This window comes from Nonomuraea dietziae, from assembly GCF_014195505.1.
In the GTDB taxonomy this organism is placed as follows: Bacteria; Actinomycetota; Actinomycetes; order Streptosporangiales; family Streptosporangiaceae; genus Nonomuraea; species Nonomuraea roseola.
This window is the reverse complement of the sequence record NZ_JACIBV010000001.1, coordinates 1012576-1038540: the sequence shown is the minus strand read 5'-3', so window position 1 is coordinate 1038540 and position 25965 is coordinate 1012576. Positions and strand designations below refer to the sequence as shown.

Annotated in this window: 25 protein-coding genes and 4 pseudogenes; 15 read left to right on the top strand and 14 right to left on the bottom strand. The window is 69.6% G+C overall.

All coding sequences use genetic code 11. The features are described 5' to 3' along the window. Nucleotides 1–166: 166 nt before the first annotated feature. On the top strand, nucleotides 167–409 hold the full coding sequence (locus tag FHR33_RS05305; protein WP_183644299.1) for a hypothetical protein: 243 nt from the start codon (nucleotides 167–169) through the stop codon (nucleotides 407–409). Between the two features lie 519 nt (nucleotides 410–928). After that, nucleotides 929–1788, top strand: a pseudogene (locus FHR33_RS53185) (SDR family NAD(P)-dependent oxidoreductase). Between the two features lie 150 nt (nucleotides 1789–1938). Here FHR33_RS53185 and FHR33_RS05295 read toward each other — a convergent pair. Further along, nucleotides 1939–2160: a hypothetical protein gene (locus tag FHR33_RS05295; RefSeq protein ID WP_183644296.1), complete on the bottom strand. Its 222-nt coding sequence runs from the start codon at nucleotides 2158–2160 to the stop codon at nucleotides 1939–1941. 543 nt (nucleotides 2161–2703) lie between these two features. Between FHR33_RS05295 and FHR33_RS05290 the strand changes: the two genes are divergently transcribed. After that, nucleotides 2704–3330 carry a DedA family protein gene (locus tag FHR33_RS05290; protein ID WP_312895373.1) on the top strand — a complete coding sequence of 209 codons (627 nt, stop codon included), beginning with the start codon at nucleotides 2704–2706 and terminating at the stop codon, nucleotides 3328–3330. Between the two features lie 149 nt (nucleotides 3331–3479). Next, nucleotides 3480–3587: pseudogene (locus FHR33_RS05285) on the top strand (DinB family protein); the annotation flags it as partial. A gap of 49 nt (nucleotides 3588–3636) precedes the next feature. Here the strand turns inward: FHR33_RS05285 and FHR33_RS05280 are convergent. Next, the gene (locus FHR33_RS05280) at nucleotides 3637–5394 is read right to left on the bottom strand and encodes a serine/threonine protein kinase (RefSeq protein ID WP_183644294.1); all 1758 of its coding nucleotides are present in this window, start codon (nucleotides 5392–5394) and stop codon (nucleotides 3637–3639) included. A 380-nt stretch (nucleotides 5395–5774) separates the two neighbouring features. Then, nucleotides 5775–5828, bottom strand: a pseudogene (locus FHR33_RS53650) (hypothetical protein); the annotation flags it as partial. Between FHR33_RS53650 and FHR33_RS05270 the strand changes: the two are divergent. Then, nucleotides 5804–6181, top strand: a complete 378-nt coding sequence (locus FHR33_RS05270; RefSeq protein ID WP_183644291.1) for a FadR/GntR family transcriptional regulator — start codon at nucleotides 5804–5806, stop codon at nucleotides 6179–6181. The pseudogene FHR33_RS53650 and the gene FHR33_RS05270 overlap by 25 nt on opposite strands. A gap of 217 nt (nucleotides 6182–6398) precedes the next feature. On the opposite strand, the gene FHR33_RS05265 is transcribed toward FHR33_RS05270, so the two are convergent. Further along, on the bottom strand, nucleotides 6399–7049 hold the full coding sequence (locus FHR33_RS05265; RefSeq protein WP_183644288.1) for a response regulator: 651 nt from the start codon (nucleotides 7047–7049) through the stop codon (nucleotides 6399–6401). Next, the gene (locus FHR33_RS05260; protein ID WP_183644285.1) at nucleotides 7042–9081 is read right to left on the bottom strand and encodes a sensor histidine kinase; all 2040 of its coding nucleotides are present in this window, start codon (nucleotides 9079–9081) and stop codon (nucleotides 7042–7044) included. Before FHR33_RS05260 ends, FHR33_RS05265 begins: the two co-directional genes overlap by 8 nt. Nucleotides 9082–9212: 131 nt before the next feature. Here FHR33_RS05260 and FHR33_RS05255 point away from each other — a divergent pair, with 131 nt between their 5' ends. Together FHR33_RS05255 and FHR33_RS05250 are read left to right on the top strand one after the other, a co-directional pair. Continuing rightward, complete coding sequence (locus tag FHR33_RS05255) at nucleotides 9213–9866, top strand: hypothetical protein (protein WP_183644282.1); 654 nt, start codon at nucleotides 9213–9215, stop codon at nucleotides 9864–9866. 174 nt (nucleotides 9867–10040) lie between these two features. Beyond that, complete coding sequence (locus tag FHR33_RS05250) at nucleotides 10041–10970, top strand: hypothetical protein (protein ID WP_183644279.1); 930 nt, start codon at nucleotides 10041–10043, stop codon at nucleotides 10968–10970. Nucleotides 10971–11212: 242 nt separating this feature from the next. Here FHR33_RS05250 and FHR33_RS05245 read toward each other — a convergent pair whose 3' ends face one another. Genes FHR33_RS05245 through FHR33_RS05235 form a run of 3 tightly spaced genes read right to left on the bottom strand, consistent with a single transcriptional unit; the run spans nucleotide 11213 to nucleotide 13726 of the window. After that, nucleotides 11213–11578 (bottom strand): recombinase family protein, encoded by a 366-nt coding sequence (locus tag FHR33_RS05245; protein WP_312895372.1) that lies wholly within the window; start codon nucleotides 11576–11578, stop codon nucleotides 11213–11215. Between the two features lie 27 nt (nucleotides 11579–11605). Then, nucleotides 11606–13315: a chondroitinase-B domain-containing protein gene (locus FHR33_RS05240; RefSeq protein ID WP_183644276.1), complete on the bottom strand. Its 1710-nt coding sequence runs from the start codon at nucleotides 13313–13315 to the stop codon at nucleotides 11606–11608. 24 nt (nucleotides 13316–13339) lie between these two features. Continuing rightward, nucleotides 13340–13726, bottom strand: a complete 387-nt coding sequence (locus FHR33_RS05235) for a hypothetical protein (RefSeq protein WP_312895996.1) — start codon at nucleotides 13724–13726, stop codon at nucleotides 13340–13342. A gap of 124 nt (nucleotides 13727–13850) precedes the next feature. Between FHR33_RS05235 and FHR33_RS05230 the strand changes: the two genes are divergently transcribed. The 4 genes from FHR33_RS05230 to FHR33_RS05215 all read left to right on the top strand — a co-directional run bounded on the left by FHR33_RS05230 (nucleotide 13851) and on the right by FHR33_RS05215 (nucleotide 17021). Continuing rightward, nucleotides 13851–14324, top strand: a complete 474-nt coding sequence (locus FHR33_RS05230) for a pyridoxamine 5'-phosphate oxidase family protein (RefSeq protein WP_183644270.1) — start codon at nucleotides 13851–13853, stop codon at nucleotides 14322–14324. 176 nt (nucleotides 14325–14500) lie between these two features. Beyond that, a complete protein-coding gene (locus FHR33_RS05225; protein ID WP_183644267.1) occupies nucleotides 14501–15343 on the top strand; it encodes a hypothetical protein in 843 nt (280 codons plus the stop codon). A gap of 516 nt (nucleotides 15344–15859) precedes the next feature. Beyond that, nucleotides 15860–16498, top strand: coding sequence for a hypothetical protein (locus FHR33_RS05220; protein ID WP_221240945.1), 639 nt, complete (start codon nucleotides 15860–15862; stop codon nucleotides 16496–16498). A 121-nt stretch (nucleotides 16499–16619) separates the two neighbouring features. Beyond that, complete coding sequence (locus FHR33_RS05215; RefSeq protein ID WP_183644264.1) at nucleotides 16620–17021, top strand: hypothetical protein; 402 nt, start codon at nucleotides 16620–16622, stop codon at nucleotides 17019–17021. A 420-nt stretch (nucleotides 17022–17441) separates the two neighbouring features. Here FHR33_RS05215 and FHR33_RS05210 read toward each other — a convergent pair whose 3' ends face one another. Both FHR33_RS05210 and FHR33_RS05205 read right to left on the bottom strand, forming a co-directional pair. Further along, a complete protein-coding gene (locus tag FHR33_RS05210) occupies nucleotides 17442–18365 on the bottom strand; it encodes a hypothetical protein (RefSeq protein WP_183644262.1) in 924 nt (307 codons plus the stop codon). Further along, on the bottom strand, nucleotides 18362–18802 hold the full coding sequence (locus FHR33_RS05205; RefSeq protein ID WP_183644259.1) for a hypothetical protein: 441 nt from the start codon (nucleotides 18800–18802) through the stop codon (nucleotides 18362–18364). The genes FHR33_RS05210 and FHR33_RS05205 overlap by 4 nt, the downstream gene beginning before the upstream one ends. Nucleotides 18803–18901: 99 nt before the next feature. Between FHR33_RS05205 and FHR33_RS05200 the strand changes: the two are divergent. Continuing rightward, nucleotides 18902–19715: pseudogene (locus tag FHR33_RS05200) on the top strand (IS5 family transposase). Here FHR33_RS05200 and FHR33_RS05195 read toward each other — a convergent pair. Both FHR33_RS05195 and FHR33_RS05190 read right to left on the bottom strand, forming a co-directional pair. Then, nucleotides 19712–20008: a relaxase domain-containing protein gene (locus FHR33_RS05195; RefSeq protein WP_183644256.1), complete on the bottom strand. Its 297-nt coding sequence runs from the start codon at nucleotides 20006–20008 to the stop codon at nucleotides 19712–19714. The pseudogene FHR33_RS05200 and the gene FHR33_RS05195 overlap by 4 nt on opposite strands. Nucleotides 20009–20187: 179 nt before the next feature. Further along, the gene (locus tag FHR33_RS05190) at nucleotides 20188–20361 is read right to left on the bottom strand and encodes a hypothetical protein (RefSeq protein ID WP_183644242.1); all 174 of its coding nucleotides are present in this window, start codon (nucleotides 20359–20361) and stop codon (nucleotides 20188–20190) included. A 148-nt stretch (nucleotides 20362–20509) separates the two neighbouring features. On the opposite strand from FHR33_RS05190, the gene fxsT reads away from it, so the two are divergent. Further along, the gene (gene fxsT, locus FHR33_RS05185) at nucleotides 20510–23038 is read left to right on the top strand and encodes an FxSxx-COOH system tetratricopeptide repeat protein (RefSeq protein WP_221240944.1); all 2529 of its coding nucleotides are present in this window, start codon (nucleotides 20510–20512) and stop codon (nucleotides 23036–23038) included. Nucleotides 23039–23218: 180 nt separating this feature from the next. Here the strand turns inward: fxsT and FHR33_RS05180 are convergent, their stop codons facing one another. Next, a complete protein-coding gene (locus FHR33_RS05180; RefSeq protein WP_183644239.1) occupies nucleotides 23219–23449 on the bottom strand; it encodes a hypothetical protein in 231 nt (76 codons plus the stop codon). 621 nt (nucleotides 23450–24070) lie between these two features. Beyond that, a complete protein-coding gene (locus FHR33_RS05175) occupies nucleotides 24071–25030 on the bottom strand; it encodes an IS481 family transposase (RefSeq protein ID WP_183644237.1) in 960 nt (319 codons plus the stop codon). A 227-nt stretch (nucleotides 25031–25257) separates the two neighbouring features. Here FHR33_RS05175 and FHR33_RS05170 point away from each other — a divergent pair, with 227 nt between their 5' ends. Together FHR33_RS05170 and FHR33_RS48965 are read left to right on the top strand one after the other, a co-directional pair. Continuing rightward, nucleotides 25258–25665 carry a VOC family protein gene (locus tag FHR33_RS05170; RefSeq protein WP_183644234.1) on the top strand — a complete coding sequence of 136 codons (408 nt, stop codon included), beginning with the start codon at nucleotides 25258–25260 and terminating at the stop codon, nucleotides 25663–25665. Between the two features lie 96 nt (nucleotides 25666–25761). Next, nucleotides 25762–25905 (top strand): hypothetical protein, encoded by a 144-nt coding sequence (locus FHR33_RS48965; RefSeq protein ID WP_221240943.1) that lies wholly within the window; start codon nucleotides 25762–25764, stop codon nucleotides 25903–25905. Nucleotides 25906–25965 lie beyond the last annotated feature (60 nt).

The following is a 25965-nucleotide window of genomic DNA, read 5'->3' as shown; positions in this document are numbered from 1 at the left end:
AGGGCCCCTTTCGGCGGGCGTCGTCGACATGGGTGATGACGAACGGGCCAGTGCCGCGGTTCCTTCGCCCGCCCACCGGGCTCGTCAGGGAGGACGGCCCGTGCACGTTCCGCACGACACGGCGCGCAGTCGGTATCGTCGGAGCCCGGTGCCAGGTTGCGGCGGCATGGCGGCATCCTTCCGGCAGAAGCCGCCGATCCTTCACGTGATCGATGAAGAGTTCGTACCGCCCGATCGGGGTGACGAGCAGGAAGGTCCGGAGTCCGCGGTTCCCGCCGGTGATCCGGACGAGGCGGTGCGGCTCTTCCACCACTACCGGCGGCTGATGGCGCAGATCCTCGGGTACGAGGAGGAGCTTCCCGAACCCGCGAGCGAGGAGGGCCTCGCCGCCGTGGAGGAGGAGCTATAGGCCAGCCACGTTCCTCGGTGAGCCGGGGTGAGGAACGACCCGGCTCTCACCGATCGCCCCGACGACGGCAATCGGCCCCGTGGCGATCATCGTGCCGCAGCTGGGCGGCGGTGTGACCACGGGCGGGCCGCGAGGTACGGGCGGCGCGGCGGGCGTACGGCGACGGCCTGGCGTTCGGCGGACTTGGGAGACGGCGCCTGCCGGGCAGGCGCCCAGCCGCCCGACGGCTCCGCGTCGTAGTAGCGGTGAGCCTTTCTTGTGGAAGGGGTGCTTCGGGCTCGGGTGGTGTCAGGCGGCTGGTGGAGCATGGCAAGCGCGGCGCTGGACATGGCGAGACCGGCGGGTGCCGACATTGGAGTAGGACGACCGCCGAGGTGATTGCGCAGCTCAGACCTACTCGCGAACACCCAGAAAGTAGGCGTTGAGGCGTTGCTTACCGCCCTTCCGGTCGCGATCTTCCGTTGTGGTGGTCACGTCCGTTTTGCGTTTGAGCGCGCTCGAAGCCATAGCGTTCCCGCCATGACGACACAGACCTGGATCATCACCGGCGCGTCCCGCGGCTTCGGGCGCGCACTGGCGGAGTCGGCGCTCGCGGGGGGCCACCACGTGGTGGCGGCGGTGCGCCGGCCCGAGAGTGTGGCCGACCTGGAGGCCGCCCACCCGGACCGCTGCCTGGTCGCGAAGTTCGACGCCCGGGACATCTCCGCGGCCGCGGGCCTCGTGCACGACACCCTCGACCGCTTCGGCCGGCTCGACGTGCTCGTCAACAACGCGGGCCGGGCCGTGGTCGGAGCGGTCGAGGAGGTCAGCGACGCGCAGCGCGTGAGCTGATGGATCTGCACCTGTTCGGCCCTGCCGCGCTCGTCCGCGCGGCGCTGCCCGCGATGCGCGCGCAAGGCGCCGGGACGATCGTGCAGATGAGCAGCCAGGGCGGGCGGGCGTCGTTCCCCGGCGTGTCGGCGTACTCCGCGTCGAAGTTCGCCCTGGAAGGCTGGTCCGAGGCCCTGGCAGGGGAGGTCGCGCCGTTCGGGATCCGCGTGATGATCGTCGAGCCCAGCCGGTTCCGTACCGGCTTCAACGGGGGCGACGTGCTCGAGTTCGCCGAGCCGTCCGAGACCTACCGTGACCTGCTCGCCGGCGTTCGTGCGGACATGGCCGGGACCGACGGCCGCCAGGAGGGCGACCCGGCGCGAGCGGCCGAGATCATCGTGTCCCTGGCGCACAGTGCCGAGGTGCCGCTGCGGCTGCCGCTCGGACGCGAGGCGGTCGAGCGTATCTCGGGCGCCTACCGGCGCGGCCTGGACGAGGTCGAGCGGTGGGCCGAGACCGCCCGCCGCGCCGACTTCGAGGGCGTCCCCGCCTCGGTCCGGCCCATCTAGGCTCGTGGTCATGGCCACCGACGATCTGATGACCAGGGCGCTCGAAGCGCTTGGGGACGACGGTCCGAGTCGGTCGAGGCCCGCCTCGCCGATCTGGCCGACCTACCCGGGACGATGACGATCGCCGAGGTCGCCGCTCTCCTCGACATCTCACCCCACACGCTGCGCTAATACGTGCGGGCCGGGCTGGTCGAGGTGGCCCGCGACGGCAACGGTCATCACGTCCACGACGCCGAAGCGGTTCGGCGACCGGTGTTCCTTACCCGGATTCTGCTGTCCGGTATGCCGATGCGTGACCTGCAGCACTACATCTCGCTCGTCGACGCCGGAGGGGACACGGTGCCCGAGCGGCTCGATGTGCTGGTCGACCATCGCGACACCACCCGCCGCCGGATCCGTGAGCTGACCCTTTCCCTCACAGCGGTCGAATACAAGATCGCCACGTACGGGGAGCTTGACCGGGCCAGACGTTCAGGCCCTCGACACCATCGGTATCGACCGCACGGCGCTGCCGGACGAGCCGCTGCGACGGGCACTCCCGGCACAGTGAGGGAAGCCGACGCCGACGTTCGCCGGGCTGCTCGTGTCCTTAGTCGGAAATACGTCGACACAAGACGCGAGAGCGTCGAGGATCTCTTCGGCGGTTTTTGGTCCAGACGAAGGGCTTGGGTCCCCGTGTCAAGAGCATCCAGGTGCGGACGTCCTTTTCTAGCACGTGTACCGTCTTGTGGACTCCGCGTCGTATCTGCTTGGTCGTCAGCTCGGTGAACCAGCGTTCCACCGGGTTCTGCTGGTCGGGGGAAGTCAAGGTGGAACCGCGGATGCGCCAGCGGCCATTTCTTGATCGCAACCTGGCTCGAGTGGTGCCCGACAGCGGCGATCAAGGATGTTCGGCGAATCAACGGGGGTGGCGGGGTGGACTTCATTACGGAGGTCGTTCGGGCGATCAGCGATGTACCCTTCCCTGTGGTGGGGGCGGTGGCCGGGCTCATGGCGTTCGCCGAGTCCGGCCTGGGCGTCGGGTCGATCTTTCCCGGGGAAACGGGCGTGCTGCTACTCGGAGCCGCCGCCGCCACGCCCGTGCGGTTCGCCGTCATGCTCCTGCTCGTCGCCCTGGGCGTCACAGCAGGTGATCACGTCGGCTACCTGCTGGGCCGCCGCTACGGCGAGCGGATGCGCGAGCTGGCGGTGGTGCGGCGGCTCGGCGTGCGGCACTGGGACCGCGCCACAGCGGCACTGCACCGGTACGGCGCGGCGGCCGTGTTCATCACCCGGCTGATCCCCATAGTGCGCACACTCACGCCGGCCGCGGCCGGCGCCGCCCAGGTACGGTACGGGCGCTTCCTGCCCGCCTCGCTGGCGGGATCGCTGCTGTGGTCGGCGTTATACGTGAGCCTGGGCGCGTTCGCGGGTGCCTCCGCCGCCCACCTGGAGCGGCTGCTGGGACGCGCGTCATGGATCCTGCTCGGCGCCCTGGCCGTGCTCGTCGTGGTGGTGAGCCTGATACGGCGCAGGCGCGCGAAAGCGAAGACATCGCCGTAACCAGGGTGAACCTCGCGCAGGGTGACCTTGATCTGGTGAACGGTGCCCGCAGCGCCCACGACGGTCACCGTATCGGCGAGATCATCACCAGAATCGGCTCATGCGCCTTTCCGGCGGCGCGGCTGTCCCACTCCTCCAACGTGGCCCGCGGAACATGGGTGCCCGACTGGACGGAGACCGAGCCCGATCCCGTCCCGGTTCCCACCATCGGCTGGTTGAGCTGGCATATCGGTTGGTGGTGGAGCGTGGCCATCGACACCGGTGGGACGTGAGGCGCTGGCCGGGTTCCGGCCCCACGCCGTCCGATCACTGTCCGTCCTGGTAGACCATGGGGCCTGACTCCTTGAACGCCGCATGCGAGGCGTCCTTGAGCCACTTCGTCGCGCTGGAGTCTCTGGTGAGGTTCGTGTAGACGGCCAGGGTACGGATCACATATCGGCCGGTCTGCCCGGTCCACGAGTACAACTGCACGTTCCACCAGTTCGAGGTGAAGCAGATGCCGGTCGATCCCGGCCCAGTCTGGGGGCACCGGATCCCCCAGTCCTGCACATAGACGTTCTTGAGCCTCGAGTACGCGGTGCCGGCCCTGCCCGAGTCCTTCAGCGGAACGACCCAGACGGTTACCATGATGCGCCCGTTCGGAGCGCCCGAGCTGATATAGGCACCCACCGCCATGTCGTCGCAGCGTGCCTTGCGGAGGGCGGACTTGACTCTGGCGTCGGGCCACGGGCTCGGGCAGTCCTCCACCCCAAACGCCTTGCGGCTGAAACGCACCCCCTTGGCGCTCGTGAAGGACTGCGGAAGCAGGGCGTCGGCCGTGATCGGGGTCGGGTCGGTGCTCTCCTTGTTGAGGTCCGCGGGATTGAACGACTCCTCGGTCGGCTCCTCCGAAGCTGTCTGAGAAGGCGTCTGCGAAGGTGTGTCGGAAGGGCTCGGTTCGGGGGAGTAGGTGGAGACGGGCTGGGAGGTGGAGGACTGACCGCTCGACAGCGCTCCCCGGACCGCGTTCTTGACTACGGCCCGCACGCCCACCACGGCCAGCACCAGGGCAACTGCTCCAGCGCCGACGGCGAGGCCGATCTTCTTCGACCGGCCGCGGCCGCTGGGCGGAGGCTGGGGAGGGACGCCCCATCCAGGCTGCCCAGGCGGCTGCGCCCAGCCGGCAGGCCGATTCTCCTGCGTCGACAGGTGCGGGCGGAGAGTGAGTTGCTCGGCCTCTGACATGCCCATCGTGGCGTGCGCCGTGGGCCACCGCGCGAGTGGGGCGGGAGCCTCGTCGCCCGTCAGGCGGCGCAGCAGGGCGGCGGCGCTCGGCCGGGCCGCGGGGTCCTTGGCCAGACAGGCCCCCAGCGCCGGGCGTAGCTCCTGCGGAACAGCCGACAGGTCGGGTTCGCGAGTCAGGATGGCGTGCATGATCACCGGAAAGGTGTCTCCGCTGAAGACCTGCTGCCCGGTGGCCGCGTAGATCATGGAGGTCGCCCAGCTGAACAGGTCGGCCGCCGGGGTGATCGGCGCCCCGCCGAACTGCTCCGGCGCCATGTAGACGGGGGTGCCCACCACGCTGTGCGTGGCCGTCTGGGCGGTCACCCTGGCAATCCCGAAATCGATCACCACGGGTCCCTCAGGCCCCATGATCACGTTGTGCGGCTTGAAGTCACGGTGGACTATCCCGGCCCGGTGGATGGCCGCCAGCGCGGTGAGCGTGGTCACCGCGAGCCGCTCCAGCCCGCTGCCCGAACGCGGACCCTCGGTCCTGACCAGCAGGTCGAGCGAAGGGCCTGGGATGTGTTCACTGACGATGTATGGCCGGCCGCCCACCAGACCCGTGTCCAGCACGCGCGCCGTGCAGAACGGAGCAACCTGGCGAGCCGCCTCGGCTTCGCGTAGGAACCGGCGGCGCGCGTTCTCATCCGTCGCGGCTCCAGCGTGTAACACCTTGACCGCGACCTGTTCGTTGGACGGCCCCTGGCCCAGGTAAACCGTTCCCTGACCACCCCGCCCCAGTACACCAGCGAGCCGATAGGGGCCGATCTGACGTAAATCTTCCGGCGTGAGCGATTGCACAAGATCTTACCTTAGCGTTTGCTGGCAAGATCTCCTTAATGTCACACAATGGGTCAAGTCACTGCGAAGCCTTTGTGGCCGTTGGCAGGGATCTCGGCGCACCTGACGCGGTAAGGGCGACGCCTCCGACGGCCTGATGCGGTGCTCGCCGACCGCGGCTACGACCACGACAAGTACCGCCGCCTGGATGAATGAGTCCAGCGGTCTGGCCACGTTCAGCGGTCGTAGGCGATCAGGGATCGTGTGATCGGCTGGCTGGTCTTGTCGTTGTGCCAGATCACGGTGGTCAGCGCGAGGATCCTGGACGGCAGCCGGGGGAGGACCTGCTGCCAGAGGCCGGCCCGTTGCCAGCGGCGAAACAGGCTGTAGACCGCCTGCCAGGAGCCGTAGCACTCCGGTACATCCCGCCATGGCGCCCCGACCCGTACGCGCCAGCGGATCCCGGCACACGCCGGACGACCTGGTACGGCTGGCGGACCTGGCCGGCGGTCCCGACGAGGGCACCATCCAGGACCGCGTCGCGCGGGCGATCGACTTCCACCTCGCCCTGGTGGACGCTTCCCACAACAAGTTGCTCATCGACCTGTACCGGGCTATCTCCTCTGTGGTCGCCGCCGGGATGAGCCAGGCCACCGCGGACCCCCGGTTGTCCGACGTCGGCACGCGCGAGCATGAGGAACTGCTCGCCGCCATCGCCGGCGGTGATGGCGAGCAAGCAGCGCAGGCCGCGGGCCGGCACCTGGCTCCGCTGATCGACCAGGTGCGAGCCCGCCTGGCCACGTCCTGACGGCAGCCCGCCGCCGCCCACTCTTACGAAGGCGCGCGGCCCGCCGCGACCGACCCCGACCCCAAGACGGACAAGCGCCCGCGGACTACACCTCACCCCAGGTGCCGCGAACACGCACAGTGCAGTGATCACAGCGGTTACTTCCGGCTGCTCGCGCGAGCCCCGAGGGGCCCCAGCGCGAATCCGGGCTGGTCGCACCGCGCCGCCCCGGGTGAGGTCAGCGGCCGAGGCCGGCGTCGCGGGCGCGGACGATGGCCTCGGCGCGGTCGGCGACGTGCAGCTTGGCGAAGATGTTGGAGACGTTGTTGCGTACTGTCTTCGGCGACAGCTGCAGGGCCGAGGCGATCTGCGTGTTGGACCTGCCAGCCGCCACCATGGACAGGATCTCCCGTTCGCGCGGTGTCAGCTGTGGGAACACTGGGTCGTCGGCGGACGCGGCACCCTGGAAGAACTCGGCCACGCGCAGCGCGATGGCCGGCCCGAAGATCGCCTCGCCGTGGGCCACAGCCGTGATGGCGCGCACGATCTCATCCTGCCCCGCACCCTTGAGCAGGTAGCCGCGGGCGCCCGCCTGCACGGCGGCGAACAGTGTGGCGTCCTCCTCCGACATGGTCAGCACCACGACGCTGATGTGGGGGCTGTCGGCGACGATCCGCCTGGTGGCCTCGATGCCGTCGAGCCCCGGCATCCGCACGTCCATCACCGCCACATCGGGCTGCAGGTCCGCGGCACGTTCGACGGCCCGCCCGCCGTCGGCGGCCGTCCCGGCCACCTCGATGCCGGGGATCGAGCCGAGCAGCACCGCGAGCCCCTCGCGGTAGACGGGATGATCGTCGGCCACCAGCACGCGGATCGTCTTTTCAGGCACTGTCTGCTTCCTGGATCGGCAGTCGCGCGGCGATGAGGGTACCGGCTCCGGGCGGGCAGCTGACCTGGCAGTCGCCGCCGAGCTCGGCCGCGCGTTCGCGGAGCGACAGCATGCCGACTCCGGCCGGCACGTCGGGGCCGATGCCGCCGCCGTCGTCGCGTACCGCCACCTCGAGTCTCCTGTCCCGCACGCTGAGGGTGATGTCGCAGCGCGCCGCGCCCGCATGCTTGACCACGTTGGCCAACGCCTCGGACACGATACGGTAGGCCGCCACCTCCACCGCCGCCGGCAGCGCGTCCAGCGGGCCGTCGCCGCTGACGCGGATGTCGAGCGCGGCCGAGCGGAATCGACCGGCCTGCTGCTCGATGGCGCGCAGGATGCCGAGCTCGTCGAGGGCGGGTGGGCGCAGATCGTGCACCAGCCTGCGCACGTCCGCCAGTACGTCGCCGATGTCGGCGGCCGTCTGTTCCAGCAGCCGGTCGGCCTGGGCGGGCGCGGTGGCCGCCAGGTTGCGTGCCGCCTCGATGCGCAGCCGCAGCGCGCCGAGGCTCGGGCCGAACCCGTCGTGCAGGTCACGGCGGAGCCGACGGCGTTCCTCCTCGCGGGCCAGCACCAGGCGGGCGCGGATGCGCTGCAGGTCGGCGCTGAGCTCGGTGGCCCGCGCCGCCGCGGCGGCCTGCCGTACGAGGTCGCCCAGCAGCCGCTGGTCGCGCTCGCTCAAATCGGCGCGGCATAGCATCAGCCGCCCTACCACCTCGCCCCGGTAGGCCACCGGCAGCGACACCGACGGGCCGCGCGGCGTGCCGCGCTCGACCACGGCGCGCTCGCCGTTCGGGCGTTCGATCTCCACCCGCACGTAGGCCAGCCGGAACGCCTCGGAGAGCGTCGAGGCGACCGCGAGCAGTTGCTCACCGGGGTCGGTGGCCAGCTCCAGCCGCTCGGCCAGCGTCGAGACCGCGGCGTAGGGGTCGTGCCCGCCGCCGCGGGCGAGCCGCCGCGCCCCGCGCCACAACCAGCCGCGCAACGGCGCGTACAGCACCGCGACAATCCCGATCGCCGCCAGCGCCGAGTCACGCTCGCCCAGCACACTGCCCGCCGCCGCGAACACCGCCACGTCCACCGCCACCACCAGCACGGCCAGCACGCCGTAGGCCACCGTGGCCGACAGCAGCCGGTCGACATCGTAGAGCCGGTACTTGGCGACCGCCACGACGACCGCCGCCGAAGTGAGCGCGATCGTCAGGCCCATCAGCACCGACGGCACCTGCGGCGGCACGCGCAGCGGCAACAGCAGCACGGCCGTGTCCACCAGCGCCGCCCACATCAGCCACTTGATCTGGGCCCGCCCCTCCGGATCGGCCGCCCGGTACCGCCGCACGGCCACCGCGAACGGCACGAGCATGCTCACCAGGATCGAGGCGTAGGCCACCTGCAGCGCGCTCTCCCAGAAGGTGTACGGCAGCCGCACCGCCAGCGGGTCCAGGCTCAGGCGGGCGATCTCGGGTGGCAACGCAACACCGTGAAAGCGTGTCATCGCCTCCATGGGCGCGATGACCAGCAGCGCCGGCAGCAGCCCCGTCAACGCCAGACTCGTCATCGCCAGCGGCCGCCAGACCCGGCCCGAAGGCAGCCGCCCATCAGGGAACAGCAGGATCAGCACCGGCAGGGCAAGCAGCAGCGTCGCACCGAAACGCGCGTAGAACCAGTAGGCGGCCGAGGCACCCGGCGCCCCAGGCGCGACGTAGAGGGCGTAGGCCGCCCAGCTGGACGCCATCCCGTCGGCCAGCACCAGCAACCCGAAGCCGGTCAGCACCCACGCCACCGCATGGCGCGGCAGCATGCGCAACAGCAGAACGCCGGGCACGAGCATCGCCAGCCCCGACAGCGCCGCGGGCCATCCCGGGTCCAGCTGCGCCGCCTCCGGGATCGGCACGCCGGCCGCCCGCGCGTCCAAAGCCGCCGTCACCAGGGCGATGGCCAGTGCTGCGACGGCCAGCACGAGCGGCAGCCCGGCGCGTCCCCTTCCTGTCATGCCACGTATTACATCCCAGAAGTGTCCCTATGAGCCTGGGATACCAGTCCCGGGACGAACCGGGACACCTGACTCTGCCCGCCCGGGTCTGCCGGCCAGGACCCTGATGCCAGCACGCAGAAAGGAACCCCATGGATCCACAGCTCACCACAACCCCGGCCACGGCCAGGACCGACGTCTCTCAGCACGACCGGCCGATCGCCAGCGAGCTCATCACGCCCGCCACCGTGCGCCGGCTTGGCCTCGCGCTCACCGCGGGCACCCTCGCCTGGGCCACCAGCATCTTTCTCTTCGGCACCGTCAACGACGGAGTGGAGGAGCGCATCGGCAGCCTGACCGGGGTCGCCTTCCAACTCGGCGTCTTCGCCCTGATCGCCGTCCAGATCCGGACCCGGGCCACGGGCGACTCGCGCGTCTCGCTGGCCATACTCAAAGTCGAGCTTGTGCTGCTCGGGCTGGCCACCTTGTGGTCGCTGCTGAACGGCCTGCTGCCCGAGTCCGCCCAGGATCACCTGGCCATGGGCATCCTCGATGTGTTCTGGCCGCTGTCCATGCTCGGCATGATGGTCATCGGCGTGAAGCTGGCGGTGGCCGGGCGATGGAGCGGACCGCTGCGCTGGTGGCCGCTGATCGCAGAAAGCTGGTTCGTGGTGACCATGCCGGCGCTCATACTGGGCGGCGAGGACGGGGCGCGCTGGGTCGGCGGCGGACACCTTCTCCTCGGTTACGCCACGCTCGGCGTGCTGCTCGCCCTCCGCCCCGGTCTGGCCCTACCACGCCGCTGAAGCCCGCCTGTTCGCCGCCCGGACAGCGGGCAACGGCAGTATTTGGGCGCTGTCCCAGCGCCATGGGAGCCGACCCGACCGTCGAGGGCTCCCAGCAGCCATTGCAGCAAACCACAGGTCGCTTCCCACTTGGGTCGGGAACCATGCGCCTCTTCCGATCACGAAAGGCGTGATGTGAGGTCTTCAGCATTTCTCCTGCCGCTGGTGGCGGCCGCCGTGCTGCTGGCGGCACTGCTGCCCGGGTCTGTACAGGCGGCGATCACGCAACAATCGGGCATGGTCATCCGCCCCGTGACCCCGACCGCGAGTCCGACGCCGAGCCCGACGGTGACCCCGACCGCGAGTCCGACCGTGACCCCGACGGTGACCCCGACGGTGAACCCGACGGTGACCCCGACGGTGACCCCGACGGTGACCCCGACGGTGAACCCGGAGGTGATCGCGTCGCAGATGCAGCTTGCTCCGGCGGCCTACACCGGTCCGTGTGACGAGACGGCGTACGGGCTGCGGCACACGGTCTCAGCGATGATCACGGTCTCCGAACCGACGACCGTGAAGTACGTGTGGGTCAACAGCCAGAATGTGCCCTGGCCCGGTCCTGAGCCCGTCTCCGTGACGTTCGACGCGCCCGGCAGCAGGACGGTCACCAACAACTTCTTCAGCACGACCAGTCTGAAGGGCACGATGCGTCTGAGGGTCGTCGAGCCCGCCAACATCGCCGAGACCCACGCCGCGGCGTATGACACAGTCTGCGTGAAGTCGTCGGTGTCCGATGTGAGCAAGGAACGCGCGGACGAAGGGGAATGCGCCATCAACCAGCCCGCCGTGTTCGCGCTCAGCGCGAAGCTCACGGTGACCAACGGCCCTGCCTCGGTCGGCTACCGGTGGTACCGCAGGAGCAACGCGACCAGCAACCAGTGGGTGTACCTCGGCGGCGGCAACACTTCGTTCACCTCATCGGGAGCCCAGGACAAGACCATCACCAGCTGGTACAGCACGACCCGGTCGGAGACCGGCTACTTCAAGGTGGAGCTCACCTCCCCCTACCAAGGACTGGGGCAGACCAGTTTCATCGTGAGCTGCCTGACGAAGGACGATCTCTGAGTTTTCAAGCTGCTCGAGCGCGGGCTCGTGCCCGCCGCCGCGCCACCCAAGCGTCAGCGGCGGTTCCGGCATCCGGGTCGCAAGCGGCTCGATGATCGGCTGGCGTTGCAGGCCGGGAGTCAGCATGACGAGACCAAAGCACGCGGGATCGTCGAGGCGTACGCCACCACCTTCCACGGCACCCGCCGCGCGAGGAACGCATCGCCGTCAACCCCCAACGCGGGGTGCCGTTAACGAACGTGTCACCAGCCCCAAAGGAGCGCCCTTTGTCGAGGCCAGGCCCTCCACTTGAGACTCGACTGCTGTCCTGAGCGGAGCTCTTGCAGGTTGGGGATGTGGTTGTACAGCGTTCCCACGCTGACGCCGAGCAGCTTGGCGATCGAGGTGACCGACCGGCCGGGATCAGGTAGCAGATCACGGGCCGCCTTCAGCAACTCGGCGTTGACCACTGTCGGGCGGCCCCCAGTGCGGCCGCGGGCTTTCGCGGCGGCCAGGCCCTCGTGAGTGCCGGCGGCGATGAGCTCGCGGATGAACTCGGCCAGGGCGGCGAAGATGTGGAAGACGAGTCGTCCGTCGGGGGTGGTGGTTCGGATCTTGCCGGTGGGCACCTCGCCGAGCAGGCTGAGGGCGGCTTGCTAGCCCGCCTTGGGGCCGACCTGGGCGGCGGTCAGCGGGCCGGGGCCGATCTCCGGCGCGTACTCGTCGGAACCCACGTCGGCGGCGCCCTGGCGGGTCTGGCCGTCCAGGTCGCGCGAGACGGCCGGGTAGCCCCCCTTGGCCGCGTTGACGGCCGGGCTGCCGGAGCTGAGACGAAGGATCCCGTTGGCGTCCTGGACCAGCTTGGGGTTGGTGCCCGAGACGGTGTCCCACGACAGGTTGCCGCGCACGGTGGGGGTGACGGCGTTGCCGAGCGAGATCAGCGTTCCCTGGGAGGCGCGGGCGAACAGGTTGTCGGCGACCAGCGGGGAGGTGGCGGGGTTGGAGCCGCCCTGCGCGGAGATGGCCGCGCCACCGGCGTTCACGACGGTGTTGAGCAGCACCTTGACCCTGACGGCCGCGTCGTGGATGGCGTCGTAACCGGCTCCGAGGTAGACACCGTCCCGCCGCACGCCCTGGATGTGGTTGTTGACGATGGTGTGCTCGGCGCCGTAGACGCGCATCCCCCTGTCGCCGCCGATGATGTGGTTGCCCTCGACGGTGTTGCGCGAGCCGAAGCGCAGCGTCAGCACACCCTTGGCACCGCCTCGGATGGTGTTGTGCCGTACGACGGAGTCCGAGGCCTTCACCGAGATCACCTCGTCGTCGCCCACGACGTTCTCGAACAGGTTGTGCTCCACCACCGCGCGCGCCGAGACCTGCCCGAGGGCGCCGAGGCCGAGCCTGATGCCCTCGCTGCCGTTGACGGTGGAGGTGTTGTCGCGGAAGTGGTTGCGCCTGATCGCCACGCGCAGCGGCATCGTCGCGCCGCCGACCTGCAGGAAGACGCCGTGCTCTGTCTTGCCCGCGAACAGGTTGTTGGCCACCTCCGCGTCGTCTCCCTGGACGTCCAGGAAGTGGGTCTCGGCGCCGTCGACCTCGGCGAGCTGGAAGGTGTTCCTGGCGATGCGGATGCCGGTGGAGTTCGACGGGACCACGATGCCGGTCCGCTGCTTGAAGACGAAGCCCTCGACGGCCACGTTCGCGGAGCTGTTGAAGGTGAAGGTTCTGGACCCGGTGAGGGTGACGCCGCCGACGGACTGGGCGGCGATGGTGACGCCGCTCTTGCCGGCGATCGGGATGGCGGCGTCGACGGCGTAGGTTCCGTTGGCCAGCACGATGCGCTGTCCGGGCTGCGCGGTCCTGATGGCCTCGGTGAGGGCGGCCATCGAGGTGACCACGGTGTCGCCCGGCTCCTCCACCACTGGGCGCACCGTCACCTTGTCGAGGTTGGGCCCGTTCGCGATGGTGGTGGTCAGGCGTACGGTGTTGGCGCCAGCCTTCAGGGTGGCGCGCACGGTCGTGGAGCGCCAGGTGGCCCAGTCGGTGGAGGGCGAGAAGGGCCGGGTGGCGATCTTGACGCCGTTCACCGCGACGTCCAGCGGGCGATCGACGGTGCTGCCGTTGGAGTACCTGAAGATCAGGTCGACCTCGGCGGGCGCGTCGGCGGGGACGGCGAACTCGACGTAGGCGCCCGTCGCGGAGTCGTAGTCGGCGAAGCCCGAGCCGCTGTAGCCGGGCGACCCGTTGGAGACGACCGCCTTGACCAGCGTCGCGTCCTCTGCCTCGTACAGCGTCTGCGCCTCCGCGTGGGCCGGGGCCGCCACGAGCATGGTGGACAGGACGCACAGAGCCAGTAAACGTCGCACACGCACTCCCTAGACATAGGAGGATTACGTAATCCGCCCGACGCTCACGGAGGCTAGAGGTAAACGCCTGTGAGGGCAAGGGCCCCCTGCACTAGAACCTTTCTGGAGAAATTCCAGGAAAATGGCGTGGGTATTGTGCCGGTGGGGCAAGAGCTGCACATAAGAGCCGACGCCCAGTCCTCCGATCTCTGGCAGATACGCGCGGGCGTCGAGGGTCTCGATGTCGTCCCGGCCCTTGAGCACGTCGGCGACCACGACGCCGGTCTCGGCCAGGTGCGGCGAGCAGGTCACGTAGGCGACGACACCGCCTGGCCGGACGGCGTCGAGCGCGGAGGCGAGCAGGCGCCGCTGGAGCGCCCCCAGCGCTGGAACGCTCCCGGCCGCACGCCGCCACGGGGACGACGTCACCATCAGGGGTGCCGGTAAGAAACGTGTCATGAGCCCCAAACGGCGTTGATCTTGTTGTGACTTGCGGTGTCGAATCGGTGCCCCGCCCGTTCGTCTTGAGGGTATGAGTCCTTATGAAGGAGCACGCATGTCCTCAGTACCCCTCCCTGCACCACGCGATTTGGCGCGGCGGCGAGCCGATACCGTAGATCGCCTGTTCGGCGGCTTCCAGATGTGGCTGGCGACCGGGAGTGATGGTCACGGGGCGCACCTGATCCCGGTCGCCTACGTATGGGACGATTCGACGCTGACCACCGCGACCTTCCGGCGCAGCCGCACGATCTCGAACCTGCGGGCCAGGCCGAAGGCGCGGCTGGCGATCGGGGACACCGCCGACGTCATCATGATCGACGCCCGCGCGACCCTGCTCGGCGTGCCCGACATCGACGCCGCCTCGGCCGAGGCCTTCGCGAAGGTGTCGACCGATCCCCGCAACGCCCCCGACATGTTCCTGTACGTCCGCCTCGTCCCCGAGCGGATCCTCGCGTGGAACTCTCTGGCCGAGTTCAGCGGCCGCACTCTCATGCTCAAGGGCTCCTGGCTCGACACCCCAGTCGACTGAGTGCCCGCGAATTGGGGGTTTCTTACCGGCACCCCGTCTTTCGCAGCGGAGATGCCCGTAGAGGCGTTCTGAGGGGCTTCCTGGCCGCGACTTGTCGCGTGTTTCGCCAACTGGTTCTCGCTCGCCGTTCACGGCCTGCTCGGCCTTCGCCGCGGTCTGTGGGAAAGAATCACACAATGCCGATGCTGCTCAAGGCGGTTCTAGCGGGCGCCGCGATCGGGGCCTCCCAGGTCCTCATCCTGGTCTTCTGGCCTCATGATGTGGACAACGAATTCACCGGGGTGGCGGTGATGATGTTCGCGCCCTTTCCACTCGCGTTCCTGTTGAGCTGGGCCGCAAGGATGCCGCGTTGGCCGATCGTGGGACTGTCCACGCCGTTCGTCATGCTCGTGTTCGCCATGGTCATGGGCGCGGGCATGCAGTGGCTGCCCGACTCGCCTGTCAGCCTCGCCATCCCCGCCGTGATCGGATTCCCGTTCACGGCGTGGCTGTGCGCTCCGGGCAACAGGATGGCCCGCATTGCCGCGGCGGGGACGGTCCTTCTCGCCTTATGCGCGGCTCCGCTGGTGTCCAAAGCCATCCAGGCGGCGGAAGTCATCGGGGATATGAAGAGCTCGGGAATTCCGCTGGTCGCGCCGGCCATTCCGAACTATCGGCTCGACTCCGTGGACCCGACCTGGCTGCCGGAGATGATCGGCTTCACCTACCACCCCACGGACGACCACGGGAGCGGCCGGTGGGTCGAGGTGTACGTCAGGCCAGGCGGCGCGGCCTCCCCTGAGGCGGCGTGCGCCGACCCCATGCCGGACTGGAGCTGGAAGACGGTCACGCCGTGCCGGCAGATCGCCCCCGGCGTCTGGACGACACGCCTGGAGAACGGCTACACCCCCGTGTATGCCAGGCATGGTGAAGCCCTGGTACAGGTGGGCGGCTACGACGCCATAACCGAGGACTTCCTTCTCTCCGTGCTGCCGACCTTCCGGCCCATCACCGCGGTGGAGATCGCAGCGGCCAGCTAGATCGCGGAGACGGGCGAACGGCGCTCGAACTCCCACACATTCACTCCGGTGAACCGGCCCGGCGGCCGCGCAGCGGGAGCCCTTGATAGTCGTAGAGGAAATATGCATTCGATCATGACGTGCGGATCCCTCGACTGCGTCAGCCGTGGTTTCGGTGGGCCGGTGCCGACGAAGGAGGTACCGGACCGTCGATCGCCCCCAATCCGCACGGACGCCAGCCAGCAGCTGGCGATCGAAGGCCTGAAGAGTCGCCAGCCCTCGTGGCCCGCGCCGAGTGCCTTCCCGCTCGAACGTGGCCGGTCGACCGACCACGTTCGAGCAGGGACCGCCGCAGCAGCGAACCCTGAGCTATTCGGCGCCGAGCTGTTTGATCAGGTCCAGTCCGCTGAACTCCGGAAGGTCGGGCAGGAAGGTGCGCGCCAGTTGCTCGAGCGCGGCGTCGTCGTCGACCGGCTCGTGGCGCAGCATGGTCGACGGAGCGCCAGCCGCGGCTGGCGACGATGTAGTGGAGGCTCGATGACTGATCAGCATGTGGAAGGCGTGGCAGCGGCTGGAAGCGACCAGCGGCTCGGATGGCCGGGCCGCCTTGCGTGGGCCATAACCGAGCTGTTCGCGCCCCAGCACGTCGCGCTCGCCTTGCCGCTGGTGGCGGGCGTGCTGGCCGAAGGGTGGCCGGGCCTGGCCTGGGGTGTGCTGACCGCCCTGCTGTGCGCCGGCGTCCCGGCCGTGGTGATCGCCATCGGGGTGCGACGCGGCCGCCTGGACTCCAAGCACCTGGTGCAGCGCTCGGGTCGCAAGGTGCCGATGCTGGCCGGACTGGTCGCGGTCGTCGGCGGCCTGGCGCTGCTGATCGCCCTGGACGCTTCCCGGGTGGCGATCGCGACGGCCGCCGTGATGCTCGGCTGGGTCCTGGTCATGGGGCTGATCACCGTGTGGTGGAAGATCTCCTTCCACACCGGGGTCTTCGCCGGCGCGAGCGTCGTCGTGGCCGCCGTGACGCACTGGGAGCCGGTCCTGCTGGCGTGCGGCCTGATCGTGGTCGGCATCGGCTGGGCCCGAGTCCGCATCGCCCATCACACGCTCGCTCAGGTGGTGGCGGGCGTCGTCGTCGGCAGCGCTGTCGCGTGGGCGGCTACCTGGCTGGTGCTGTCCTGACACCTCCGCGCCCCCGGCTGCTGGCCAGCAGCCGTGCCGGCCCCGGTCAGAGCCAGAGCGCCCCTGCCGGAGGCTCGAACGGTCATTGATCAGCTGAAGATCCACACCGTACAGTCCAGCCATGGCCAACCCGCATGGCGCACTAATCTCGCCAAGACCTTCCAAACCGCGATCTTTGGGTGCCGCGATAGTGGGGGTGGCAGTTGTATCTGGCGTTCTCTGGACGATGGATTTCTTCGCCTGGATGGCGGTGTCCGTCCTGGAGAACAAGGCGTGCGGTCTTGATCCGATGACTGAACACGAGACCAGGGAATGTGGACCGGTCAGCGCATGGGGCAGCTTCCTCTTCTACGCATGGCTCTCCGCGCCGCTCGGATGTGCATTGCTCGGCGCGTTGACCTCGCTGGTGCCTCCACGGCGCCGCAGCGCTCGTCTGACAGCGCTTTGGCTCATACCACTCTGGCCTCTATCGATCGCGGCGGGAGCGGTGTTGGTCTATGCGCTCTACTGGCCATTTGTCTGAGCGACCGTTCCTGGCGCGGCCCGAGTCCCGGGCCATCAGCGGCCGAACCCGCCCCGGCTGGGGCCGCCGCGGCCCTGCGTCGGGGGCGGCCGCTCGTGTCCGAGGTCGAGCTGGCGGTGACGAGACCGCTCGCGTTCGGCCTTGCGTGACCCGCGCTCCCGCTCACGCTCGGCCTTCTCGCGTTCGGCGCATAGCCGGGTGCCCTCCTCGCTGCGGACCCGGTGCTCGATGGCGCGCTGGTCAGGCGGCAGATCGGCGCGGCGCTCGCTCTCATCGGGGCGGCGGCCAGCTCCTGCCGGGCATGCTCGCGAGTCAGCCGCGCGGCGGCGGCGCGGCCGTCGGCGCCGCTGACGTCGGCGCTGCGGGCACCGCGCTGGGCGGCCGCGAAGTCCCCGACCAGGTCGTCGTGGCGGCGGCGGATCATCGGCCACACCACGCGTCGCGGGGCCTGCGCGAGGCTTTCCGGGCGGCCTCCTCCATCGCCGGACGTTGCGCGCGGACCGGGGCCAGGCGCTCGCGCAGCTGCTGCAGGCGCTCGCGCACACCGGGCAGCTCGACCTCGACCAGCTCGCGGCGGCGGGCGCGGTGGGAGGGCCGCCAGCTGCCCAGCTTCTCCAGTTCGGCGGCGAGCTCGCGTTCACGCCGACGGAGCCGTTCAGCGTCGGCGCGGCCTTCGAGGATCTGCTGGCGGGCCTGCTGCAGCCGCCGCTCGGCGCGCTCGGCCGTCTCGATCCTGCGCAGCTCGGCGGCCAGCTTGTCGCGTTCGGCCCGCAGGGCGAGCTCGGCGGGGCCGCCGCCGTCGCGGGCGAAGCGCTGCCGGTCGTGCTCGGCGGCCGCCAGCTCGGCGCCGGCGGCCTCGACCTGCGCAGTGAGGGCGAGCAAGCGCTCGGCGAGCGCCTGGTCCGATAGCAGGGCGACGCCGTAGGCGCTGCGCGACAGGGCCAGGCGGGCGCTGGCCAGCCGGATATCGGCCTGAGCCTTGTCGAGCATGGCCCGGACAGCCTCGTGATCGTCCTGCTGGCGCTCGGCGTCGACGGCGGCCAGTAGGCGTGCCGGGTCCTCATGCGCGATCGGGTCCGGCTCAGGGGTGAGAAGCCGGTCAGCGCGATCGCCTTCCAAGGTGGCGGCGTAGGCGGCCAGGGCGCGCTGCAGCGCGTCGGCCTCGCCACGGACCTGGCCGCGGCGGACGCGGTCGGCGTCGCTTTCCATCAGCTCACGCGGCAGATACAGCCGCGCGGTCTGCCGGTCGCGGGTCATCGCCGCATACAAGGTGTGCGGGTCCAGGCTGGCGCCGTAGATCAGCGCGTGGTCGGCGGTCAGCCCTTGCGCGGCCGCCACCGTCATCGCGGTGCCGTAGCTGCCAGCCGCACGACCGGCCCGCAGGCCAGCACCTGGTCGGTGAGGGCTTCGGCGTCCGCCAGGTCCGCCACCCCGTCGGGGCAGGCGTCGATGACGGCGGCCAGCACATCGGCGCGGCTGACGACCTTGGTGTGCGCGGTCAGCCCATACTCAGGCCGCCAGATCCAGTCCGCGATCTCTTCCGCGCTGGGCCGTCGCGACAGCACCTCGCGGCCGTGGCGGCATGCCTCGGCGAGGGCCTGGCCGTACCCGGCGACAGCCTCTTCGTCATCGCCGCGACGGGCTGATGCGTCGGCCTGGCGGTGCCAGTCGGCGCGCAGATCGGCCTCGGCCACCTCGCCCGTCTTGGGCTGGCGGCTCTCGGCGGCGGCCGTCTTCTGCGCCTCGCGCGAGACCGACTCCGGGTTGATGCCCCGCTTCACCAACTCCGTCTTCGGCTGGCCGCTGCGCTTGAAGCGCCTAACAGAATGATCTCCGCTGTGCTTTGATCTCTCGCTGTAGCGGTCGTGAGAGGAGTACGGGTGGCGCGGGCGAAGCCGTGGGAGGTCAGCGACGAGCTGTGGGCGGTGATCGAGCCGTTGCTGCCCCAGCGGCAGCGGCGGTTCCGGCATCCGGGACGTAAGCGGCTCGATGATCGGCTGGCGTTGCAGGGCATCTTGTTCGTGCTGCACACCGGGTCGCTTGGGAGCACCTGCCGCAGGAGCTGGGTTACGGCTCGGGCATGACGTGCTGGCGGCGGCTGGCCGAGTGGAACGAGGCCGGGGTGTGGCAGCGGCTGCACGAGGTGCTGCTTGATCGGCTGCGTGCGGCCGACGCGCTCGACTTCTCCCGGGCGGTGGTGGACTCCTCGCAGATCAGGGCGTTAAAAGGGGGCCGCAGACCGGGCCGTCCCCGGTCGATCGAGGGCGGGCCGGTAGCAAGCACCACCTGATCACCGAGGCCACCGGCGTCCCGCTTGCTGTGATCGTGACCGGCGCGAACCGCAACGACGTCACTCAGCTTCGTCCGCTGCTGGACGCGGTTCCGAAGGTGCGTGGCAAGCGCGGCCGCCCCCGCCAGCGCTCCGACGTGGTGCTCGCCGACCGGGGCTACGACCACGACAGGTACCGCCGCCTGGTGCGCGAGCTGCAGATCCGCTCGCTGATCGCTCGCCGCGGTACCGAACACGGCTCCGGCCTCGGCAAACACCGCTGGGTCGTGGAGCAGACATTCGCCCTGCTGCATGCCTTTCGTCGCCTGCGCATCCGTTGGGAGGTCCGCGCCGACATCCACGAGGCCTTCCTCAAGCTGGCCTGCGCACTCATCTGCTGGCGACGCCTCACCTCATTGCGTTAGCAGCTCTTGGAGAACAGCACGCGTGTCTGCTCCGGGATGGCGGCGATCTCCCGCGCACCCGTCACCGGATCGCGCTTCCAGGCGATGCCGTAGCGCTGGGTCAGCACCCGCCGCATGCGCGCCTTCAACAAGGCGTCGGCGGCGTGGGCGTGCCGGTGGATGTCGCGGCCGCCGGCGCCGATGGCCGACCACCGGCCGTCCAGGCCGCGCACCATGTTGGCGATCGCCACGTGCGCGTGCAGATGCGGGTCGGGAGCCTGGCCGTCGACAGGGCGGGCCGTGCGGTGCCACATCACCCACCCTCAGTGGAGGCATCCACTCGCCCATCGTCCCGAAAACGGTCCCGAAACTCAAGAAGTGAAGGGGAAGTTTCGGGACGACTGTCAGTTTCCGAAGTCGAGTGCACGGACGGATGTGCGAGTGGTCTGTACGCCCGAAACGGGCGTACAGATCATCCGTGGTGATGTGCGGCTCAGCGGTGGGTGATCCACCAGAACAGCAGGCCGACGAGGCTGGCGCCGGTGGCGTGGGCGGCACCGCGGACGAGGGCGAGAGCGATGGTGCGGCGGAGGCGGCGGATGCCGGGGGAGCGGCGTGGCGGCGATGAGGCGACCCTGTTGGGCGCCGGGGTGTCGGTGTTGGTCATGCCCGCATCACATCCAGCCCGCCGACGATGTTGAAGGTATGCCGGATGGGCCTGGATTTGCGAGGCTACGCTGCCGGTGAGCGGGGATCCGGGCCGGTCCGTCCCGGATCCGGATGACGGTCCCTGGCAAGTGAGGAGGCGGGGCGGCGTGGCGCAGTTCCGGCCGGAGGGCTCGACCTCCCAGGTCCTGGCGGAGCTGGCCCGGCTGTGGGACCAGGCCCGGGTCCACAGCCCAGGCCGGGTGACACAGAAAGAACTCGCGAAGGTCTCCCGTGTGCCGCATTCGACGGTGAACGGATGGGCGACCGGTGCCGCAGCGCCTCGTGATCTGGATCAACTGGTCCAGGTCGGCGCGGCCTTGGCCACGTGGGCGAACGAGCCTGCCCTGTCGGCGCGTGAATGGGGTCGGCTGATGGCCGCCGACCAAGCCCGCCCGGCTCCTGCGACCCCGGCCGATGCCGACCGGTCCGGGCAGACCGCCGTGGCGGAGCGGGTCCGGGTGGGGGCGATCCCGCAGCCGGCCGATTGCTTCCAGGACCGCCAGGTCGCCGAACGCGTGCGGGTGGCGGCCGGTGCCGGCGAAACGGTTGTGCTGACCCAGGTGCTGGCCGGGATGGGCGGGGTCGGCAAGACCCAGTTGGCCGCCGCCTACGCCCGCCGCGTCTGGCAGCAGGGGGTGCAGGTGCTGGTGTGGGTGAACGCCGCCACCCGCGACGGCATCGTGTCCGCCTACGCCGACACCGCGGCACGCCTGGGGCTGCCGCTGGCCGATCGGGACGATCCCGAGCAGGCGGCGCGGGAGTTCCTGGTCTGGGCCGAGACCACCGGCTGGCCCTGGCTGGTGGTCTTGGACGATGTGCAGCGTCCCAAGGATCTGAGTGGGCTGTGGCCGCCGGCGGCGGTCTCGGCGGCGGGCGGTCGGGTGCTGGTCACCACCCGGCTGCGGGAAGCGGCCTTGGCCGGGGCGGACCGGGCCACGGTCGGCATCGGCGCCTTCACCGAAGCTGAGGCCCGTTCCTATCTGGCGGCCAAGCTCGGCGGCCAGGTCCCGGTCGCCGAGCTGGATGGCCTGGCCGCCGATCTGGGGTTGCTGCCGTTGGCGCTGGCCCAGGCGGCGGCCTACATCAGCAACGCGGCCATCTCGTGTGCCGCCTACCGGCAGCGGCTGGCCACGAGGCTGCTGGCCCACTCCGTGCCGGGCGAGGATTACCTGCCTGACGGCCATCGGCGGATCGTCACCGTCGCCTGGGAGCTGTCCATCGATCACGCTGGCCGGGTCGCGCCTGCCGGGCTCGCCCGCGCGGTGCTGTGCCTGGTCAGCGTGCTGGATCCGGCTGGCATTCCTCAATCGGTGCTGACCAGCCCGCCCGCCCTGGAGTATCTGACCAGCTATCTGCCCGAACCTGCAGCCGACGCCTCGGGCGAGGATGCCCGCGTGGTGGACGAGGCCGTGGTGGACGAGGTGTTGCGGGTGCTGCATCGGCACAGTCTCATCGACCATGACCGCACCGCCACCCACCGGGAAATCCGCGTCCATCAGCTCATCCACCGCGCCACCCGCGAAAATCTAATCGCCCTGCCCGAACTCGGCCCGCATCTGTTCACTGAAGTGGCCCACACCGCCGCCGATGCCCTACTTCGCATCTGGCCGCCGGTCGAACGCGACCAGCTCGGCCAGGTCCTGCGCGCCAACACCTCCGCTTTGCATAAGGCCAGTGGCACCGCCCTGTACAGCCCCGACACCGGCGCCCATCGCGCGCTGTTTCACGCCGCCCCCAGCCTCGGAGATACCGGGCAGGTCACCGCTGCCATCACCGCCTGCACCGACCTGCACGCCACCTGCCTGCAGCACTTCGGCTCCGACCACCCAGACACTCTGGCCAGCCGCCACAATGTGGCGCGGTGGCGGGGTCGGGCGGGGGATGTGGCGGGTGCGGCCGCCGCATTTGAGGAGCTGCTGGCCGACTGTGAGCGGGTGCTGGGCCCCGACCACCCCCACACCCTGATCACCCGCGGCAGTTGGGCGTACGAGCGGGGCCAGGCGGGGGATGCGGCGGGCGCGGCCGCCGCATTTGAGGAGCTGCTGGCCGACTGTGAGCGGGTGCTGGGCCCCGACCACCCCCACACCCTGATCACCCGCGCCAACCGGGCAGCCGGGCGGGGCCGGGCGGGGGATGCGGCGGGCGCGGTCGCCGCGTGCGAGGAGCTGCTGGCCGACCATGAGCGGGTGCTGGGCCCCGACCACCCCGACACCTTGGCCACTCGTTACGGTCTGGGGGGTCGGGCGGGGGATGCGGCGGGCGCGGCTGCCGCACTTGAGGAGCTGCTGGCCGACCAGAAACGGGTGTTGGGCCCCGACCACCCCGCTACCCTGATCACCCGCGGCAACTTGGCCGATTTCCGGGGCGAGGCGGGGGATGCGGTGGGCGCGGTCGCCGCATTTGAGGAGCTGCTGGCCGACTGTGAGCGGGTGCTGGGCGGCGACCACCCCGGCACCCTGATCACCCGCGGCAATCTGGCGGCCGGGCGGGGTCGGGCGGGGGATGCGGCGGGCGCGGTCGCTGCGTACGAGGAGACGCTGGCCGACTATGAGCGGGTGCTGGGCAGCGACCACCCCGACACCCTGACCATCCGCCGCAACCTGGCGGCGTGGCGGGAACGGTTGGCCGGGGCATGACGGCCGTTCCTGGAGAAACATGCTTCCCCATCGACCCCTTCGGTCCCCCTCCCGGAAACACCGTTTTCGGGACGGACTTCGATCTGGGGAGAACGGCCATGGTGGCTGTCCTTGCCGGTGGCCTTCGTGTCCTTTCCTGCTACTTGGCCTTGGCCGCGCACACCATCTTCTTGTGTTTGTTTATGAGCTCTGCAGCTCCGCCAGGCGTGCTCTGGCTCCGGCGAGTGCCTCGCGCAGCTCGGTGTTCTCCGAGTCTTGGGCGGCCAGATCTTCGTATAGCTCGATTTTGCGACGACATAGGCCAAGCTCCAGCTCGTGGCGGTCGCTATCGCTGACCTGTTGATCGGTTGCCAAGGTCTTCAGCATGGCGCTTGCTCGAGCAATCAGTGTCGAGCGCTCGAGGTCGCTCATTGGTGCGAGCTGAATAGTGGCCAGCTGACCGTCGGCATCTCGCCGAGATGCGATGTAAGTTCTCAGTCTCTCGGCCATGTGAGTGAGCCGGTCCGTGCTGGTCAGCAGTTCGTCCGCGCGTGCCGGTTGTAGCCATGCACGGAGGAACCTTTCGCGGAAGTCTCGCTCCGCCTGCCCGAAACGTTCATGAGCAGCTTGGCGACTGATGCTCAAGTCGATGCCGACCTGCTCCCAGCTTGTTCCTTGATGCGCTCGAACATCACGGCGAGCTCCAGCAGGCGGCGTGCAGCTGCTACCAATGGAGCAGTCGCTGCGACGTACTCACCTGGGCGAGCGTCGCTATCTCGTGTGGTTGGTAGCAGATGGTAGGCGGCGTCGGCGAGCATGCTGGCGTGCTCCGCAAGAGCAAGACGAGCAAAGCTCGACTCCGAGGGCATGCTGGAATCTTCCGCAGTCATGTGTCATGAGAATCTTGACAGACACTTCTTGTCAAGGCTGACTTGGCAACCCGAGCGCGCATACGAAGATTCCGCGGGAATACACGACACAGGATGTCGTGATTCGTTGGGAGGCTTAACGGAGTGACCCCTCAGACACCCTGAGCGGTCACTCATACGGGGTCTAGGTGTATTGACCCGCAAGGTTGTTGACGCGGCTGATCGGTGGGTGCCCTCCGAGTGCGGTGTGGCAGCGGTGGTGGTTGTAGGTGTGCAGGAAGTCTTGCAGAGCCGCGCTGCGTTCGTCGTTGCTGGCGTACGGGCGGACGTAGGCCCATTCGTCGAGCAGGGTGCGGTTGAAGCGTTCGACCTTGCCGTTGGTCTGTGGCCGGTAGGCGCGGGTGTGCTTGCCGGTCGCGCCGAGGTCGGCCAGGGCTTGCCGCCAGGCGGCCGCTTTGCGGTAGCTCCAGGCGTTGTCGGTCAGCACGCGCTCGATGGTGGGGATGCCACGGCCGGTGAAGTAGGCGGCGGCGCGGCCGAGGAAGGCGGCGCAGGTGGTGGCCTTCTCGTCGGGGTGGATCTCGCTGTAGGCCAGGCGGGTGTGGTCGTCGACGGCCGAGTGGATGTAGTCGTAGCCGACGGTGCGGGTGCGGTCGTGGCTGCGCTGGTCGCGGCCGTGGACGCGCCAGCCGCCGCCGTCGGGGATGCGGCCGAGCTTTTTGACGTCGACGTGCACCAGTTCGCCGGGCCGGTCGCGTTCGTAGCGGCGGATGAGCTGGCCGGTGGGCCGGTCCAGATGGGCCAGGCGGTGCAGGTGGTGGCGGGTCAGGATGCGGTGCACGGTGGAGGCGGGCAGGCCGAGGATCGGGCCGATGCGGGCCGGGCCGAGCTTGCGTACGGTGCGTAGCCGGCATACCTCGGCTTCGATGTGGGCGGGGGTACGGTGCGGGGTGGTGTGTGGCCGGCTGGGCCGATCGTGCAGTCCCGCTTCGCCGTGCTGGCGCCATCGCCGTAGCCACTTGTGCGCTGTGGAGCGGGAGATGCCCATCTCGGCGGCCACATGAGCGACCGGCCGGCCGGACAGGATGCGATCAACGAGCAGACGGCGGCCATGAACGGTCAGCCGGGCGTTACGGTGGGACACGAGGCCTCCGTGTGTGCTGCAGATTCGACACCTACACCACACCGGAGGTCTCTTTGTTGATCAAGTACCACTGTTAACAACGCTCGTGGTCATTACATCTAGGCGCTGAAGCAGTTCCTGCGGGGCCCGAACCTCGGACGGTCGAGCACTGCCAGGTTCGGCTAACCGTCGGTGCCTGCTGCTGCGGTCCTGGCCGTTCGAAATGCACTCACACGAAGGAGCATCAGATGGGGTCTCAACTCAACCCGTGCCTGGCTTTCAACGGGAACGCGCGGCAGGCGATGGAGTTCTACCACGACGTCTTGGGCGGCAAGCTGGAGATGGGCACGTACGCCGAGTTCGGCTCGCCGGACGCATCCGCCGACAAGATCATGCATGCCACGCTCCGCACCCGGGACGGCTACACGCTGATGGGTTGGGACGTCCGGGAAGAGATGCCGCACGCCCCGGGCAACAACGTTGCGGTCTTCCTGGGCGGTGACGACGCCGAACTCCGCGGCTACTTCGAGAGGCTGTCCGTCGGCGGCACCGTGACGTTGCCCTTGGAGAAGCAGTTGTGGGGTGACGAGGCCGGCTCGCTCGTGGACCAGTTCGGCATCACCTGGATGGTCAACATCAGCCAGGAGCAGACCTGATCGACCATGGAAGTAGCCCCGAACCGGTGATGGACGAGTTGGATGCCAGGCTGCACCGGATCGCGCAGCACCACTTCCGCGCAAAGTTCCGGCTCCGTGGCCGGGACCCGCGCGGTGGTCGACCTGCGCGGCATCACCACCGTCCGCAGACACGCCAAGGAACGGGTCGAGCGCAGGCTGGCCCCGGCCGAACCGCGCAACGAGGCCTCCGGGGAGGATCGGACCGGATTTTGGCGCTAGAGAGTCGATCTTGACGACGATTCGGTGACGACGGCTGTTTGCCCTGGTTGAGCGCTCTAA

Bases quoted from the DNA above. Each gene is read 5' to 3' on its own strand.
- FHR33_RS05305 (WP_183644299.1), top strand. From the start codon at position 167: ATGGCGGCATCCTTCCGGCAGAAGCCGCCGATCCTTCACGTGATCGAT.
- FHR33_RS05295 (WP_183644296.1), bottom strand. From the start codon at position 2,160: ATGGTCGACCAGCACATCGAGCCGCTCGGGCACCGTGTCCCCTCCGGC.
- FHR33_RS05270 (WP_183644291.1), top strand. From the start codon at position 5,804: ATGGCGCCCCGACCCGTACGCGCCAGCGGATCCCGGCACACGCCGGAC.
- FHR33_RS05260 (WP_183644285.1), bottom strand. From the start codon at position 9,081: ATGACAGGAAGGGGACGCGCCGGGCTGCCGCTCGTGCTGGCCGTCGCA.
- FHR33_RS05255 (WP_183644282.1), top strand. From the start codon at position 9,213: ATGGATCCACAGCTCACCACAACCCCGGCCACGGCCAGGACCGACGTC.
- FHR33_RS05235 (WP_312895996.1), bottom strand. From the start codon at position 13,726: ATGGTGACGTCGTCCCCGTGGCGGCGTGCGGCCGGGAGCGTTCCAGCG.
- FHR33_RS05230 (WP_183644270.1), top strand. From the start codon at position 13,851: ATGTCCTCAGTACCCCTCCCTGCACCACGCGATTTGGCGCGGCGGCGA.
- FHR33_RS05225 (WP_183644267.1), top strand. From the start codon at position 14,501: ATGCCGATGCTGCTCAAGGCGGTTCTAGCGGGCGCCGCGATCGGGGCC.
- FHR33_RS05220 (WP_221240945.1), top strand. From the start codon at position 15,860: ATGACTGATCAGCATGTGGAAGGCGTGGCAGCGGCTGGAAGCGACCAG.
- FHR33_RS05215 (WP_183644264.1), top strand. From the start codon at position 16,620: ATGGCCAACCCGCATGGCGCACTAATCTCGCCAAGACCTTCCAAACCG.
- FHR33_RS05210 (WP_183644262.1), bottom strand. From the start codon at position 18,365: ATGACGGTGGCGGCCGCGCAAGGGCTGACCGCCGACCACGCGCTGATC.
- FHR33_RS05195 (WP_183644256.1), bottom strand. From the start codon at position 20,008: ATGTGGCACCGCACGGCCCGCCCTGTCGACGGCCAGGCTCCCGACCCG.
- FHR33_RS05190 (WP_183644242.1), bottom strand. From the start codon at position 20,361: ATGACCAACACCGACACCCCGGCGCCCAACAGGGTCGCCTCATCGCCG.
- FHR33_RS05180 (WP_183644239.1), bottom strand. From the start codon at position 23,449: ATGAGCGACCTCGAGCGCTCGACACTGATTGCTCGAGCAAGCGCCATG.
- FHR33_RS05170 (WP_183644234.1), top strand. From the start codon at position 25,258: ATGGGGTCTCAACTCAACCCGTGCCTGGCTTTCAACGGGAACGCGCGG.